We start from the raw sequence: 14354 nt of genomic DNA, 5'->3' as shown, positions 1-14354 counted from the left end.
CGTCCGGGGCAGGCGGGCGAACCTGGGATCGGTAGGTGTCCCCGGCCACTAGCGTCCACACCGTCAGGCCGGGCCGACGGCGAGGAGGGAACCCATGCCCACGACGGTCAACCGCGCGACACCGGCCGTGGGACGGTCGCCCCGGTCGCCGGGCAACTCGTCGGCCGCCCCGGCGGATCGTCGTACGAGGCGACCGGCCAACGGCTCTTCCCCGCCCGCCTGACCGGCTGCCTCCAGGGCGGCCGCGTCGTCACCGTCCCGTACCTGCCGAACGCCGAGAACGAGGTCGCTCTCCGGCTGTCGGCCAACCCCGAGCCCGAACCGCACCGGACATCACCAGAAGGAGAGTCGTTATGGGAATCTTCAGGAAGCGTCGCCAGAACCGCGAGGAACGGGCGGCCGAGATCGCCGGCAAGGTGGCCAGCGGCAAGGGCTTCTACGGTCGCACCACGCGTGCATTCCTCGGGAACGAGGACTTCGCCAGAGTTCAGCAGTCGATCGGGGCGTACAACTCCGCCCTCGATGTCCGGCAGTTGATCGCCATGGGAGCGCCGACCATAGCCGCCGTCGTCGTATCGATCAGCGACACCGGCAAACTCGTCAACTTCGACCCGGTCGTCGACCTGGTCCTGCAACCGTCCGGGACGACCGACCGGATCACCCTCCAGACCATCGTCTCCAAACTGCGGATCCCCCGCACCGGCGACCAGGTGCTGCTGGTGTCCGACCCCGCCCGGCCCGGCGGTTACCTCTACGCCGGGGACGGCGTGGCACCGTGACCCCGACGCCGTTGCACGAAGCGCCGGCGACCGATTCCGTCCTGCTCTCCTTCGACGGCCGGGTGCTGGAGGTGTTCGGCTACACCGACGCCGCCCGATACCACATCGGGGAGGAGCCTCGTCTGGAGTTCCGTCCCGGCCGGAGCCGCAGACTGACGATCACCACCAAGCACGGCAGACGCCACTCCATCCTGTACGACCCGCACCGTCTCGTGGGCCTGCAGGCCCTGGCGGACCGGCTGGCGCGGAGCCGGCCCGAGGGCTCGGAGCACTGACATGGCCGACGACGGGGACAGGGACGGGACCGGCCCCAGGCCGACGCCGATGGCGCAGATATCGCGGGTCGGCCCGGGGGAAGCCACGTTCCTGTACATCACTGCCGCGGTGATGTGCCTGTGCGGTCCGGTCATGCTGGGCTTCGCCGTCCTCACCGGCGCGGAGCTCGTGGTCATGGGCGTCGTGTTCACGGTGGTCCTTGTGCCCCTGGGCCTGGGGTTCTGGGGCAACGCTGTCGTCGGCAGAGAGCACAACCGGCGGCTCGACGCCGTCGGGGTTCCGGCGACCGCGGAGATCACCGACCTGACCGACTTCGACTGGAGCGGGGAGGAATCCGGCGTCGCGGTCGGTCTACGGGTCAGCGGGCCGGGGTTGCGGACGTTCGAGACGACCTGGAAGCGCACGCACCATCCCGCCCTGCGCGTAGGTCTTCGGCTCCCAGCCGTCGTCGACCCGTCCCGTGGCCGGTTCCGTGTCGAATTCTGAGCTGGGTCGCCCTCTGAGGGGATGGCGGCGCGGCCACGCTGTGACGCCTCAGGCCCCGTCGCAGGGGAGGCACGTTCGCCGACGAGCATGTGGACAGCGGCTCGACCGGGCGGATTCGGCAGGGCGGTCGGACGGGCGCCGCTACTCGCGTCGGGACCGCGCGGCTCCGTGGGGCCGGGGGCTGTGCGGGAAAGAAGATGATCCGTGCCGTGAGGTACGGGGAATGCATGGGGAGAGGCAAATGCGGAGCTATGCCGGTGTGTTTGTCGGCCATCTTGTTTTCGCCGCGATCTGCTGCTCGGCGGGCCCGGTTTTCCTCTTCGTGGGATATCTCGCCTGGCTTGACGATGCCGGCTGGAGCTGGGTGGTGTCCGCGCTCGGCGTCGGGTCGGTCGGCACGGTCATGATCCCCGTCACGGCGTTCACGATCACGCGGCAGGACTTCCCGCGGATCACGCGCAGGGACCGTGTGAAGGGTGAGAGCGGCTCGTACGGGGACGACACCTTCGTGATGTGGGCGCCACGGTCCGAAGAGGGCCCGGCGGACGCGCGGTTGGTGCGGGCGGACGTCCTGGAGGCGTCATTCGTGCGGTACAACCCCGACGGCGAGGCGACATTCACGACCTACGTGGGCAACTACGTACCCGCAGAATTCACGCCGGTGATCAGGCTGAGGCTTCGGGTGCACGATGCCGGGGACGGCGACGAGGCTGCCGGGTCCGCAGGGTGTCCTGGGTTCGAGATCACGGACCAGTGGCGGGTGCCGCCCCTGTGCCTGTCAGCCGTCACGGCGGGCCGTCTGGTCGTCCTCGTCGGCCCGGCCGGTCCGGAGGCGCGCGGCAAGGTCACCGTTCAATGGCCCCGCAGCACCCTGCTGGCGGGCACGCGAACCTGCCGGGTGATCGACCTCGAAGGCCGGTGGACCGATGTGACCCGGCGCCCCGGTCGCCAGCTGGAACAGATGCGGATCTCGCGGGCGGCCGGAGGCGTCGCGATGGCCGGTGACACGATCGACATCCGGCGCCTGGGTGCGGAAACGGCAGCCCGGTACGGCGCTCTGGCCGACCGGGCCCGCGCCTTCCCCGAGGACCAGGCACCGGTGACCGAGCCGGGCGAGGAGGCCCGGTGGCTGGCGGACCGTCTCCCGGGTGAGAAGGGGGCGTTCGGCTCCGTCGGACGGCGGTGGTCGCGCCACGGTGGACATCTGGTGCGCGCCCGGTTCCTGGAGATGCACGGCACGACCACCTTCCAGGACCACGGGCCGGTCCTGGACACGGTGCTGCGTATCCATCCGGCGGACGGCACGCCCCCGTTCGACGCCACCCGGCGGCTGACGGTACCGATGAACTACCTGGCGGTGCTGCACCGCACCAGGGAGGTGGTCCTCCACGTCAGCCCGAACGGCATGTCGTACGTCATCGACTGGGCCCGCACCAACCTGCTCGCGGGCGTCACCGCGGCCAGAGTCATCGCCCCGGACGGTCAAGAATTTCCTGTGACGGGACGCCCCGACGTCATCTGGCCCCTGATGAACCTGCTGGCATCCCACGCCCTCTCGAACACGACTCCTGTGCTGGACCTCCGCAGGCACCGAATGGGTGCGGTGGCGGGGGCAGTGATGGAAGTGGTGCGGGGCGTGGGACACAGGTGAACGCGGCCCGGCTCCAGGATATGCGGTGGCGACCCACGGCGACCGGGTCGGCAGCTTCGCGGCGAGGTTGATTCTCAGCCGGACAAGGGGTGCGGCATCGCCGAAGCGCAGCGCCGCAACGGCTACCGGGGCCGGCTCACCCTCCTGGACGCGGCCGCCGGCCCGCCTCACGACCGGCCGCCGCTGTCCGAACTGCGACGCCCAGTGCCGCGCCGCCCCCAGTATCTATGCGGCGGGCGATGCCGCCCGCTTCCACCATCAGGACCTCGGCATGCACGTGCGGCTGGAGAACCGCACCAACGCGACCGCTCAGGCCGTGGTCGTGGCGGCCAACACCCTCGGAGACGAACGCGCCTACACGCCCGTCCCCTACTTCTGGACCGACCAGTTCGACGTGAAGATCCAAGTGTTCGGCACACCCCCGCCGACGCCACCACGAGCATCGTCGACAGCGCGGACAGCGGCCGCTTCGTCGCCCGATGCGACGGGCCGCAGGGCGTCACCGCCGTCGTGGGCTGGAACCTGCCCCAGCAGAAACGGCTCCACAGTCAAGTGCTCGCGGCTCCATCACGTCTCGCCCGTTCATGAACCGGCCACCCCACCACTGACTGTCGAGGGACCCCCATGACCACGCCACCTCCCGACATCGCGGACCTGCCCGCCTTCCCTCACCCCCGCGCCGCCTCCTGCCCGTTGGAGCTCTCCCCGCATATGACGGCCCTTGCCGACCGTGGACCGGTCACGCGTGTCTCGTCCTGGGGCCGAAGCACCCCCTGGGTGGTCACCACCCACGCCGAACAGAAAGCCCTGCTCGCCGACAACCGGCTCGGCGCGGACTTCTCGAACCCCGGCTTTCCCAGTCCTGGCGACCCGCAGCACGCGCACAGCGGCTCCACCGACATGAGTTTCGTGGGCATGGACGACCCCGAGCACTCCCGGCTGCGACGCATGGTCAGTGGTGCCTTCATATATGGGCAGACAGTTGGTAATGCTGTGGTGCGATTCAGGGGGCCGGTTGCCGGAGCACCGCGACGTCCCGGGGCGGCAGCACGAGGCCGCCCCCCGTCGCGGGACCGATGAGCAGCTCACCGGTCATGCCGGGCAGCGGCACCGACACGTCGCCTCGGTTGACCAGGAAGAGGTAGCGGCTGTCGGCGTCGCGGCGCACGGTCAGCTCGACCGACCCTCGCGCTCCGTCCGGGAGTTCACTGGTCACGCCGGCCGGTGCGAGCAGTTCCGGCAGCAGTGCGGCTAGGCCTTCGGCGCCGAGGCGGGTGGAGACGTACGCGGCCGAACCGCGGCCCGTCGTACAGCGTGTGACGGCCGGACGGGAGGCGTACGTCCCGCTGCGGTAGCGGGCGAGCACCTCAACGTCCGGCCCGGTGACGTTGATCCGGTCGGTCCACAGGCTGCCGGTCGTCTCGTTGTCGAGGTCGACGGTGGCGCCGTCGAGAAGCGGCCCGAACTCCTCGATGCGGATGCCGAGCAGCTCGCGCAGGGCGCCGGGGTAGCCGCCGAGCCAGATGTGGTCGTTCTCGTCGACGACGCCGGAGAAGTACGTGGTGACGAGGTGTCCGCCGCCCTCGACGTATTGGGTCAGCTCCTTGCCGAACGGCTGGGGCACCACGTGCAGCACGGGCGCGATCACCACGTCGTACGAGGTGAGGTCGGTGCGGTGTGCGGGCACCACGTCGGCGCGGATTCCGAGCCGCAGCAGCGCGGAGTACCAGTCGAGGGCCTCGCGGTGGTAGTCGAGCAGCGAGGTGGGGTGGGAGTCGTGCTCGCTGGTCCACCACGAGTCCCAGTCGAACAGGACTGCCACGCGGGCGGGTTCGCGCCCAGCTCCGGCGATCGGCGCGAGCGCATCGAGGGTGCGCCCCAACTCGGTCACAGAGCGGAAGAGTTCGCTGTCACTACCGGCGTGCGGCACCATCGCCGAGTGGTACTTCTCGGCTCCGGCCGCCGACTGGCGCCACTGGAAGAATGCAGACGGCGTCGGCGCCGTGCGCCACGTGCAGCAGCGAGTCCCGCGCCAGCTCCCCGGGCTTCTTCGCCAGGTTGACGGGCTGCCAGTTCACGGCGCTGGTGGAGTGTTCTTCAGGAACCACGGGCGGTGGCCCACGATGCCGCTGGTCAGGTTGGCGGCGAAGGACAGCTCGTCGCGATCCTGCGGGCCGGGGGTGGCGTAGTGGTCGTTGGCAACGAAGTCGATCGCATCCGAGTCCGCCCAGTCCGCGTAATCCATGCCCTTGATGCCGCCCATCACCATGAAGTTGGTGGTCACCGGCACGTCAGGGGTCAGCTCGCGCAGCACCTCGCGCTCCGCGAGAAGATGGTCCTTGAGCGCGTCCGACGAGAACCGCTTGAAGTCGAGCTGCTGCGTCGGGTTGGGGTGCGATGCGGCGAGGCGCGGCGGCAGGATCTGGCGCCAGTCGCTGTAGCGCTGGGACCAGAAGGCCGTTCCCCAGGCATGGTTGAGGGCGTCGAGCGTGGTGTAGCGGCGGAGCAGCCAGGTGCGGAAGGCGTGGGCGGCGTCGTCGGAGTAGTCGTAGACGTTGTGGCAGCCCAGCTCGTTGTTGACGTGCCAGGCGACCAGGGCCGGATGGCCGGCGTAGCGCGTCGCCACCTCCCGTACCAGGCGCAGCGCATGGGTGCGGAAGACCGGCGAGGTGGGCCGCCAGTGCTGGCGCGCGCCCGGCCAGAGCGTCTCGCCGGTCGCGGTCACCGGCAGAATCTCCGGGTGGGCGGTGGTGAGCCACGGTGGCGGAGACGCGGTCGCGGTGGCCATGTCGACACCGATGCCGCCCGCGTGCAGCAGGTCCATGACCTCGTCGAGCCAGCCGAAGTCCCAGGTGTCGGCGGTGGGCTGGATCCGGGCCCAGGAGAAGATCGCCAGGGAGAAGATGTTCACGCCGGCCTCGCGCATCAGCCGGACGTCCTCCTCCCACACCTCCCGCGGCCACTGCTCGGGGTTGTAATCGGCGCCGTAGCCGAGGCGTCGGCTGCCGTCGCTGCCCGCCGGGTACGGGAAACGGGAGGTGAGGGGGGAGGTCATCAGGTCCTTCCGAGGTCCGATGGAGCGAAGGGGAGCTTCAAAGGCTCCGGGGACTACTTCTCGACGGTGAAACCCTGCTCCGTGCCGTACTTGACGGACGCGTCCTGCCACGCCTTCAGGCCCTGGTCCAGCTTCGTGCCGGAGATGTAGGCCTTGCCGACGGTGTCGTTGAAGATCGAGTTGGCGTACACCTGGTACGGCAGGTACTTCCAGTCGGCGGGCACGTTCTTCGCGAACTCGGCGAAGACCTTGTTGGCCTTCTGGCCGCCGAAGTACGGGAATTCGGTGTTCTGGAACGCCTCGGAGTTCAGGTCCTTCGCGGTCGCGGGGAACGCACCGTTCTCGATGCGGGTCCGCACGCCCGCACCGGAGTTGGCGTACTCGACGAAGGCGTAAGCGAGTTCCCTGTTCTTGCCGAGCTCGGGCAGCGCGAGCGAGCTGCCGCCGTTCTCCGAGCTGGCCGTCGCCCCCTGGGTCCACTGCGGCAGCGGGGCTGCGCGCCAGTCACCGGAGGCGCCCTTCACACCGGAGGCGAAGTTGGCGGGCATCCACGCACCGGTGGGCAACGTGGCGATGGTGCCGTCGCCGAGGCCCTTGTACCAGTCGTCGCTCCAGCCGGCGATCGGCGAGACGAGCTTCTCGTCGATGAGCTTCTGCCAGGTCTCGGTGTACTTCTTCGCGCCCGCGTCGGTGAAGTCGATGCCGACCTTGGTGCCGTCGACCTTGTACGGGTGCGAACCGGCCTGCCACAGAAGGCTGGTGGTCTGGCCCGCGTCGCCGAGGTCGCTGGTGATGTACGCCTTCGGGTCCGCCTTGTGTAGCTTGCGGGCTGCCTCGACGTACTCGTCCCACGTCGTCGGCACGGCGATCTTGTACTTGTCGAAGACCTTCTTGTTGTAGAAGAGCGCCATCGGGCCCGAGTCCATGGGCAGGCCGTAGATGCCGTCACCGGCCTGCACCGAGTTCCACGGGCCGGGAGAGTAGGAGTCGGCGAGCTTCTCGGCGCCGTACGGCTTGAGGTCGGCGACCGACTTCGTCAGCGCGTACTGGCTGAGCGCGTAGTACTCGATCTGCGCGACGTCGGGGACGCCCTTCTTCGCCGAGATCGCGTTCTGCAGGGCCTTGTACTGGTCGTTGTTGGTGCCCGCGTTGACCAGCTTGATGTCGACCTTCGGGTACTTCTGCTCGAAGTCGGCGGCGACCTGCTTCAGGGTGGGCTCCCACGCCCACACGGTGACAGTGCCCCCTTTCTTCAGGGCGGCCTGGATGTCGGCCGAACCGACCTTCTTCTGGCCGGAGTTGCCGCCATCGGAGCCGCCGCAGGCGGTCGCCCCGAGGGCGAGGGCGCAGACAAGACCTATGCCGCGCAGCAGGCGGCGGGGGTGCTTGGACATGGCGATGCTTCCACTTCGTCGTGGTCCTACAGAGGGATTTCAGAAACAGTGAAGGCTGAACTGGATTGCTGCGCCTACTCCTTGACGCTTCCGGCGGCGAGACCGGACTGCCAGTACTTCTGGAGCAGCAGGAACGCGGCGATCAGCGGCACGATGGTGATCAGCGAGCCGGTGATCACCAGGTTGAACACGACCTCACCGCCCGCCGCGTACGCCTGCTTGTTCCACGCGTCGAGTCCGACGGTCAGCGGGTACCAGTCGGGGTCCTTCAGCATGATCAGCGGCAGGAAGTAGTTGTTCCACGTCGCGACCGTGGTGAAGAGCAGAACGGTGACCGTGCCGGGCGCGAGCAGTGGAAGCGCGACCTGGAAGAAGGTGCGCACCTCGCCCGCGCCGGCGATGCGGGCGTCCTCCATCAGCTCGGTGGGGATCGCCTCGGCGGCGAACACCCACATCAGATACAGGCCGAACGGCGAGATCAGCGACGGGATGATGACCGCCCACGGAGTGTCGGTCAGACCCATCTTGCTGAACATGAGGAACGTCGGGACGGCGAGCGCCGTGGTCGGTACCGCGACCGCGCCGATGACGACCGCGAACACGCCCCGCTTGCCCGGGAAGTCGAACTTGGCGAGCGCGTACCCGCCGAGGACGGCCAGGAAGGTGGCGCCACCCGCGCCCACCACCACGTACAGCAGGGTGTTGAGGAGCCAGCGGCCGAAGACGCCGTCCTGGTACGTGAAGGTCTCGGTGATGTTGTCCCACAGGGCGAAGTCCCCGTCGAACCACAGGCCGAACGAGCCCGCCAGGCCCTGCTGTGTCTTGGTGGCGCTGATCAGCAGCCACAGCAGCGGTACGAGGCTGTAGAGCAGGACGACGGCGGTGAGCACGGTCAGCAGGACACTGCGCTTGGGGCGTCCCGGGGTGTGGCGGTGCGGGGTGCGCAGGCGCGAGGCGGCGGACTTCGGCGGCGCCGGGGGCCGGAAGGCGGTGGTGGTACTGCTCAGTCCAGTCATTGGGATCACGCTCCCTTGCGCATGCCGCGCAGCTGGACGACATAGGCGACGATCATGGTGATCACGCCCATGACGATGGCGACCGTCGCGGAGTAGTTGTGCTGCTGGCCGGAGAAGGACAGCGAGTACGTGTAGTAGTTCGGGGTGTAGTCGGTGGTGATCGCGTTCGGTGCCAGCTTCTGGAGGATGGCGGGTTCGTTGAAGAGCTGGAAGCTGCCGATGATCGAGAAGATGGTGGCGATGACGAGCGCGCCGCGGATGGCCGGCAGCTTGATCGCCGAGATGACGCGCCACTGTCCCGCGCCGTCGATCTCCGCCGCCTCGTACAGCGCGTGCGGGATGACACGCAGCGCGGCGTAGAAGATCAGCATGTTGTAGCCGACGAACTCCCAGGTCACGATGTTGCCGATGGACGCCAGGATCAGCTCGGAGGAGAGCGGATCGGGCAGCTTCACGTCGAACGCGTCGTTGATGTCGCCGACCAGGCCGAAGCGGGTGCCGTAGATGAAGCCCCACATGAGGGAGGCGACGACGGCGGGCACCGCGTAGGGCAGAAAGACGGATATCCGGAAGAAGTCCTTGCCGTAGAGACGGCCACTGTCGAGGGCGAGCGCGACCAGCAGGGCGAGGCCCAGCATGATCGGCACCTGGATCAGGAGAAACAGGCCGACGCGCCCGGCCCCGCCCCATAACTGACTGTCTTGCAGGGCCTGTTGGTAGTTTCCCAGGCCCACGAAGGTGGTGCCGCCGATGAGCTGGGTCCTGAAGAGGCTCAGATGGATCGAGTACCCGAGCGGCACCAGGAAGACCAGTGCGAAGACGAGGACGAAGGGGCCGATGAACCCCCATCCCGTCCACGAGCGGCGCGCCCGTCGCACCGGCGATCCGGCCGGGCGGGGCCTTGTGGCCGCCGACGGTTGAAGCGTCGTCATCTCGCGTCCCTCGCTCATACATCCCTCGCGGGTGGTGTCCCTGATGTTTGCGTAACCATTCCGACGCGCAAGGAACCGACGGCTGTTATGGTTACGTAAACATTCGGTGGCGGCATGTCTACACCGCCCCGTTGATCACGGTCAAGAGTCCGTCTCTCGGTATACGAACGAGACAGCTGGTGAGGGAAAACGGTGGGAGCAACGGACAGCGCCCCGGCGCGAGGCAGGGCCGGTGGCCGACGCCGTACGCAGAACGCGTCGATGGCGGACGTCGCCCGGGTCGCGGGTGTCTCCTCGCAGACGGTGTCCCGCGTCTCGAACGGCTTTCCCGGCGTCAACGAGGAGACACGGCAACGGGTCCTCGCGGCGATGAAGGAGCTCGGCTACCGGCCCAACAGCGCGGCCCGCGCGCTCAAGCGGGGCGACTTCCGCACGATCGGCGTGATCACATTCACGCTGTCCACGACGGGCAACATGCGCACGCTGGAGGCCATCGCGACATCGGCCGCACAGGAGGGGTACTCGGTCACGCTGCTGCCGGTCGCGGTCCCCACCCAGGACGAAGTGCGCGGCGCCTTCTCCCGGTTGGGTGAGCTGGCAGTCGACGCGGTCATCGTCATCATGGAGGTCCATCTGCTCGACTCGGCGAGCCTGTCGCTGCCGCCGCACGTGAAGATCGTGGTCGCGGACTCGGACGCCGGAGACCGGTACGCGGTCGTCGACACGGACCAGGCGGGCGGCACGCGGGACGCCGTGCTGCACCTGCTCGACCTCGGGCACCGTACGGTGTGGCACCTCGCCGGACCGGAAACGTCGTACGCGGCACAACGTCGAACCGACGCCTGGCGCAGGACACTTGAGGAGGCGGGCCGCGTGCCACCACCCCTCGTGCGCGGCGACTGGTCGGCGGAGTCGGGCTACCGCGCGGGCCTCCACCTGGCCGAACAGGCCCACTGCACCGCGGTGTTCGCCGCCAACGACCAGATGGCGCTCGGCCTGCTGCGCGCCCTCGACGAGCGCGGCCGCAAGGTCCCCCAGGACGTCTCGGTCATCGGCTTCGACGACATCCCGGAGTCGGGCTCGTTCCTTCCCCCGCTGACCACGGTCCACCAGGACTTCGCCGAGGTCGGCCGCCGCTGCGTGGAGAGCGCCCTGCGCCAGGTACGGCAGGGCGAGGCGGAGCGGGGAACTACGCTGGTGCCCATGCGGCTCGTGGTGCGGGACAGCACGGCGCACGGACGCGGCTGACGATGTGCCAGTGGCCGGGGAACGTGGAGGCGGCCACCGAAGTGGTGGGCCTCCTTACAGCCAACGCCGTGGCGCACGCGGACCCCGGCCTGCGAGGCAAGCACTGGCAGGTCGGCCTGCGCCTCGCGATCACCGAGCGCGAGCTGCTCATCGACATGTCCGTCCCGTTCCTTGAATTCAGGCACTTCGGCCAGGCGGCCGGCGCCGAGTCCGGCGGGGCCTGCTGCAGATCCGCTGACTCGGGGCGGACATCTCTCTTGGAGTGTCCGGTCGAGCGGACTTCATCGAAGCTGCTGTTCAGCGGCCCTTTTTAACAGTGTGCCGTGCGGAGTCCGCGTAGCGGATGGCGGTCTTCTCGTCGATACCGAAGACGAGCGCGAGGTGCAGTGGGCCGGCGCCGTGGTTGAGGGCCTCTTCGAGCTGGCGGTCGACGCGGATCCTTTCAAGGGGGGCGGTGAGGTTGCAGGTGGCCCGGGTGGTCCAGAGCTTGCTGGCCGGGCCGAGTTCGACGGCGGCCGAAGACCACTTCGAGATCGCCGCGGTCGCGCTGCTCCTGCAGAACGTCGCCGTCGCCCGCACCACCCGGATGCCCCGCGACCTGCTCACCCACCACGGCCGGCTCGTGCACTTCGACGGCATCACCCTCAGGGCCTGGTTCACCCCCGCCGAGCTCACGGACGTCACTCCCGAGCCCCTCAAGGAGCAGGACCGCCTCGGCTACCGCGCCAAGAACCTCCCCCCACTTCGCCGCCTTCTTCCGCGACCACACCACCGAAGAGCTCCAGACCGCCGACGACCTCGTACAGACCTTCCAGCAGATCAAGGGCGTGGGCCCGTACGCTGCCGAAGCTGATTGCGCGGGACTTGCCCTCGTGCGCACTTCAACTCCTAGCCTCCTGAGGCATGGAGACAGAGACGAAGAGCAGGAACCTGGGGCGCGACGGCATCGAGGTCAGTGCGCTCGGCTTCGGGTGCTGGGCCATCGGCGGCCAGTGGTCGGACCCGGACGGCAATCCGCTCGGCTGGGGCAAGGTCGAGGACGAGGAGTCCGTCGCGGCGATCCGGCGGGCACTGGAGCTCGGCGTGACGTTCTTCGACACGGCCGATGTGTACGGGACCGGGCATAGCGAACGGATTCTCGCCCGGGCTCTCGCCGGGCGCCGTGATGACGTCGTCATCGCCACCAAGTGGGGCAATCGCTTCGACGAGCAAGCCCGCACGCTGATCGGGGGCGACAGCTCCCCCACGTACGCCCGCGAGGCGCTCGTCGCCTCGCTGCGCAGGCTCGGCACCGACCGGATCGACCTCTACCAGCTGCATCTGTCCGACGCGCCGCTCGACGAAGCCGCAGAACTCCGCGATGCCTGCGAGGGGTTCGTGGCCGAGGGGCTGATCCGGTCCTACGCGTGGAGCACCGACGACCCGGTGCGCGCCGCACTGTTCGCGCAGGGCGCGCACTGCGTCGCCGTGCAGCACGCCTGCAATGTGCTGGAGGACGCGCCGGAGATGCTCGCGCTCTGCACGGAGCGTGGGCTCGCGAGCATCAACCGCAGCCCGCTCGCGATGGGGCTGCTCACCGGCGCGTACGGCCCCGAGCGGCGCGGCGGTGCGGGCGACATCCGGGCCACCCCGCCGGCCTGGCTGCGGTGGTTCGGAGCGGGCGGGACCGCGGCGCCCGAGTGGGCGGCGCGGGTCGATGCCGTACGCGAGGTCCTGACCGCGGACGGACGCACCCTCGCGCAGGGCGCCCTTGCCTGGCTCTGGGCCCGCAGCCCGTACACCGTGCCGATCCCCGGATTCCGGACGGTCGCCCAGGCGGAGGAGAACGCCGGGGCGCTGGCCCACGGGCCGCTGAGGGAGGAGCAGTTGACGGAGATCTCCACGCTGCTGGCCTGACGAGGTCGGCCGGCACGTTCCACGGATCGGCCTTCTCCACATCCACGGAGCCGCCGAAGCCCCAGCCCCGACCCTCGATGAACAGCGCACCGGCCCTGCTCTGGGCCGGGGTAAGCGGTCGGTGGTCATCTGCCGCACCGATGCGGGTGACAGCAGTCCGCCGCCGTCGGCGAGCAGCATCCGGGCGAACGCCGGCCAGTCGTCGGCCGTGGAGACCAGTCCGGCCAGTTCGAGCCCACGCGTTCGAAGATGCCCCGGGGCCGGCACCGGGGCCTGGACGGCCGGGACACCGGTCTGCTCGTTGAGCCCGGCGTAGGCGGCTGAGGGGAGAGTCGCTTCCGTCGCCCACCTCGATGGGATCCTGGCTCCGGTCCTCATCCGACGCCGGGCGTCGAGATCAGGACCTTGGAAAGAGCGTGGGCTTCCAGGCGTCCTTCGATCTGTCCGGCCAGGAGTCTGCGCTTGTCAAGGACGGCGGTGAGGGAGCCGGCCAGGCTCGGGACGATCAGTGCGGCCGCCCGGGGCCCGGAGCCGGTCAGACATCAACTGCGCTGGAGGGTATACCTCTGCCGTGGGGACGAGTTTCGCAGCCCGGCGTGGTCCTGTACCGGCACATGACGCAACAGGACGAAACGGCCATCGACGGACCAGGTGTGCAGAACCCCGAATGCCCCAGGCACACTTTGTTTGTCGCAGTCACATCGTCAAGGGGAAGATTCACGCATGATTACGCTCAAAAAAGAAGACGGCCCAGCGGATCTGGACGGAGTGACACATCTGTCCATCGGAGTGTCCTGGGATCCCACCGCCGGCAGCAGCGGCGGGATGATGGGAATGCTCCGCCGCAAGTCCGGTACCGACCTCGACCTGATCGCCATCGCGATGCAAGGCGGGGATCCGGTACGCCTGGCGGGACTCGATTCCCTCGATCCCATGGGTAACGGCTCCTTGGTGCACAGCGGCGACAATCAGACCGGGCACGGGGATGGCGACGACGAGACGGTGACAGTCGAGTTCGCGCGTATCCCGCCCAACATCACGTCGATAGTGTTCGTCGCCGCCGCCTACAAGAAGGGCAGTTCCTTCCAGAAGGCGCGCAACATCAGCTTCAAGGTGTACGACGCGACCGGGGGCAGCTCCCAGCAGGTCGCCGACATCTGGCCGAGCCTGCTCACCCAGGACAACGGCTGCGCCGTGGCCAAGGCCATACGCGTCAGCGACAGCTGGAAACTCGAAGTGATCAATACGACGGGGAAGATCAAGCAGGGCAACGAGCACGCCCTCATGCGCTTCGCCGTCAGCAAGTAGCGCGCAATGACCAGCCCGGTCCCGGTCTACCAGTGCCCGGTCGGCCGCCGGGCGGTCCCACGTTCACCGGCGCCGGCCAGCCCCGTTTCGTAGGCGGCAAAGACGGCTTGGCCTCGGTCGCAGAGTCCGAGTTGGCCGTTGTCGTCGATCGGCTCGCGACTCGGGCGGGGCGATGCGGATCGGCGGGCCGGTCCTGGGCCGTGCCTGCGACAAGGAAGACCAGGGCGAGCGCGATGTGCTGGTGCCAACCGGTCCAGTGCCTGACCTTCGAGTGGCGGTCCCGGGGCTCCGACCTGTCCTCGCCTCAGGCAAT

At 68.9% G+C, this 14354-nt stretch carries 15 protein-coding genes and 3 pseudogenes; 8 read left to right on the top strand and 10 right to left on the bottom strand.

Annotated elements, in window-relative coordinates; genetic code table 11:
* Positions 1 to 63 precede the first annotated feature (63 nt).
* Positions 64 to 327 carry a hypothetical protein gene (locus tag ACIPEK_RS22440; protein ID WP_401998772.1) on the bottom strand — a complete coding sequence of 88 codons (264 nt, stop codon included), beginning with the start codon at positions 325 to 327 and terminating at the stop codon, positions 64 to 66.
* A gap of 26 nt (positions 328 to 353) precedes the next feature.
* On the opposite strand from ACIPEK_RS22440, the gene ACIPEK_RS22435 reads away from it, so the two are divergent.
* The 4 genes from ACIPEK_RS22435 to ACIPEK_RS22420 all read left to right on the top strand — a co-directional run bounded on the left by ACIPEK_RS22435 (position 354) and on the right by ACIPEK_RS22420 (position 3192).
* Positions 354 to 779 carry a hypothetical protein gene (locus ACIPEK_RS22435; protein WP_383079403.1) on the top strand — a complete coding sequence of 142 codons (426 nt, stop codon included), beginning with the start codon at positions 354 to 356 and terminating at the stop codon, positions 777 to 779.
* The gene (locus ACIPEK_RS22430) at positions 776 to 1054 is read left to right on the top strand and encodes a hypothetical protein (protein WP_401998768.1); all 279 of its coding nucleotides are present in this window, start codon (positions 776 to 778) and stop codon (positions 1052 to 1054) included. Before ACIPEK_RS22435 ends, ACIPEK_RS22430 begins: the two co-directional genes overlap by 4 nt.
* A gap of 1 nt (position 1055) precedes the next feature.
* Positions 1056 to 1541 carry a hypothetical protein gene (locus tag ACIPEK_RS22425; RefSeq protein ID WP_401998765.1) on the top strand — a complete coding sequence of 162 codons (486 nt, stop codon included), beginning with the start codon at positions 1056 to 1058 and terminating at the stop codon, positions 1539 to 1541.
* A gap of 241 nt (positions 1542 to 1782) precedes the next feature.
* Positions 1783 to 3192 (top strand): hypothetical protein, encoded by a 1410-nt coding sequence (locus tag ACIPEK_RS22420; RefSeq protein ID WP_401998763.1) that lies wholly within the window; start codon positions 1783 to 1785, stop codon positions 3190 to 3192.
* A 369-nt stretch (positions 3193 to 3561) separates the two neighbouring features.
* Here ACIPEK_RS22420 and ACIPEK_RS22415 read toward each other — a convergent pair whose 3' ends face one another.
* The 7 genes and pseudogenes from ACIPEK_RS22415 to ACIPEK_RS22385 all read right to left on the bottom strand — a co-directional run bounded on the left by ACIPEK_RS22415 (position 3562) and on the right by ACIPEK_RS22385 (position 9589).
* Positions 3562 to 3744: a hypothetical protein gene (locus ACIPEK_RS22415; protein ID WP_401998760.1), complete on the bottom strand. Its 183-nt coding sequence runs from the start codon at positions 3742 to 3744 to the stop codon at positions 3562 to 3564.
* A 451-nt stretch (positions 3745 to 4195) separates the two neighbouring features.
* The gene (locus ACIPEK_RS22410) at positions 4196 to 5014 is read right to left on the bottom strand and encodes a beta-galactosidase trimerization domain-containing protein (RefSeq protein ID WP_401999081.1); all 819 of its coding nucleotides are present in this window, start codon (positions 5012 to 5014) and stop codon (positions 4196 to 4198) included.
* A gap of 51 nt (positions 5015 to 5065) precedes the next feature.
* Positions 5066 to 5167: pseudogene (locus ACIPEK_RS22405) on the bottom strand (beta-galactosidase); the annotation flags it as partial.
* 73 nt (positions 5168 to 5240) lie between these two features.
* Positions 5241 to 6118, bottom strand: a pseudogene (locus ACIPEK_RS22400) (beta-galactosidase); the annotation flags it as partial.
* Between the two features lie 182 nt (positions 6119 to 6300).
* Positions 6301 to 7641: an ABC transporter substrate-binding protein gene (locus tag ACIPEK_RS22395; RefSeq protein ID WP_401998757.1), complete on the bottom strand. Its 1341-nt coding sequence runs from the start codon at positions 7639 to 7641 to the stop codon at positions 6301 to 6303.
* Positions 7642 to 7715: 74 nt separating this feature from the next.
* Positions 7716 to 8657 (bottom strand): carbohydrate ABC transporter permease, encoded by a 942-nt coding sequence (locus tag ACIPEK_RS22390; protein ID WP_401998754.1) that lies wholly within the window; start codon positions 8655 to 8657, stop codon positions 7716 to 7718.
* 5 nt (positions 8658 to 8662) lie between these two features.
* On the bottom strand, positions 8663 to 9589 hold the full coding sequence (locus ACIPEK_RS22385) for a carbohydrate ABC transporter permease (protein ID WP_401999079.1): 927 nt from the start codon (positions 9587 to 9589) through the stop codon (positions 8663 to 8665).
* A gap of 261 nt (positions 9590 to 9850) precedes the next feature.
* Between ACIPEK_RS22385 and ACIPEK_RS22380 the strand changes: the two genes are divergently transcribed.
* Both ACIPEK_RS22380 and ACIPEK_RS22375 read left to right on the top strand, forming a co-directional pair.
* Entirely contained in the window at positions 9851 to 10837 is a 987-nt protein-coding gene (locus ACIPEK_RS22380; protein ID WP_401999076.1) for a LacI family DNA-binding transcriptional regulator, read from the top strand.
* 23 nt (positions 10838 to 10860) lie between these two features.
* The gene (locus ACIPEK_RS22375; protein ID WP_401998751.1) at positions 10861 to 11151 is read left to right on the top strand and encodes a hypothetical protein; all 291 of its coding nucleotides are present in this window, start codon (positions 10861 to 10863) and stop codon (positions 11149 to 11151) included.
* Here ACIPEK_RS22375 and ACIPEK_RS22370 read toward each other — a convergent pair.
* Positions 11135 to 11521: a hypothetical protein gene (locus tag ACIPEK_RS22370; protein ID WP_401998748.1), complete on the bottom strand. Its 387-nt coding sequence runs from the start codon at positions 11519 to 11521 to the stop codon at positions 11135 to 11137. The two genes, ACIPEK_RS22375 and ACIPEK_RS22370, sit on opposite strands and share 17 nt — an antisense overlap.
* Positions 11522 to 11740: 219 nt before the next feature.
* On the opposite strand from ACIPEK_RS22370, the gene ACIPEK_RS22365 reads away from it, so the two are divergent.
* Positions 11741 to 12733: an aldo/keto reductase gene (locus ACIPEK_RS22365; RefSeq protein WP_401998745.1), complete on the top strand. Its 993-nt coding sequence runs from the start codon at positions 11741 to 11743 to the stop codon at positions 12731 to 12733.
* Between the two features lie 10 nt (positions 12734 to 12743).
* Here the strand turns inward: ACIPEK_RS22365 and ACIPEK_RS22360 are convergent.
* Positions 12744 to 12955, bottom strand: a pseudogene (locus ACIPEK_RS22360) (serine hydrolase); the annotation flags it as partial.
* Between the two features lie 501 nt (positions 12956 to 13456).
* On the opposite strand from ACIPEK_RS22360, the gene ACIPEK_RS22355 reads away from it, so the two are divergent.
* A complete protein-coding gene (locus ACIPEK_RS22355; RefSeq protein ID WP_383079379.1) occupies positions 13457 to 14041 on the top strand; it encodes a TerD family protein in 585 nt (194 codons plus the stop codon).
* Positions 14042 to 14354 lie beyond the last annotated feature (313 nt).

Source organism: Streptomyces sp. NPDC088246, from assembly GCF_044741025.1.
Classification (GTDB): domain Bacteria; phylum Actinomycetota; class Actinomycetes; order Streptomycetales; family Streptomycetaceae; genus Streptomyces.
The sequence above is the reverse complement of the archived record's forward strand: the minus strand, read 5'-3'. Positions and strand labels throughout refer to the sequence as shown.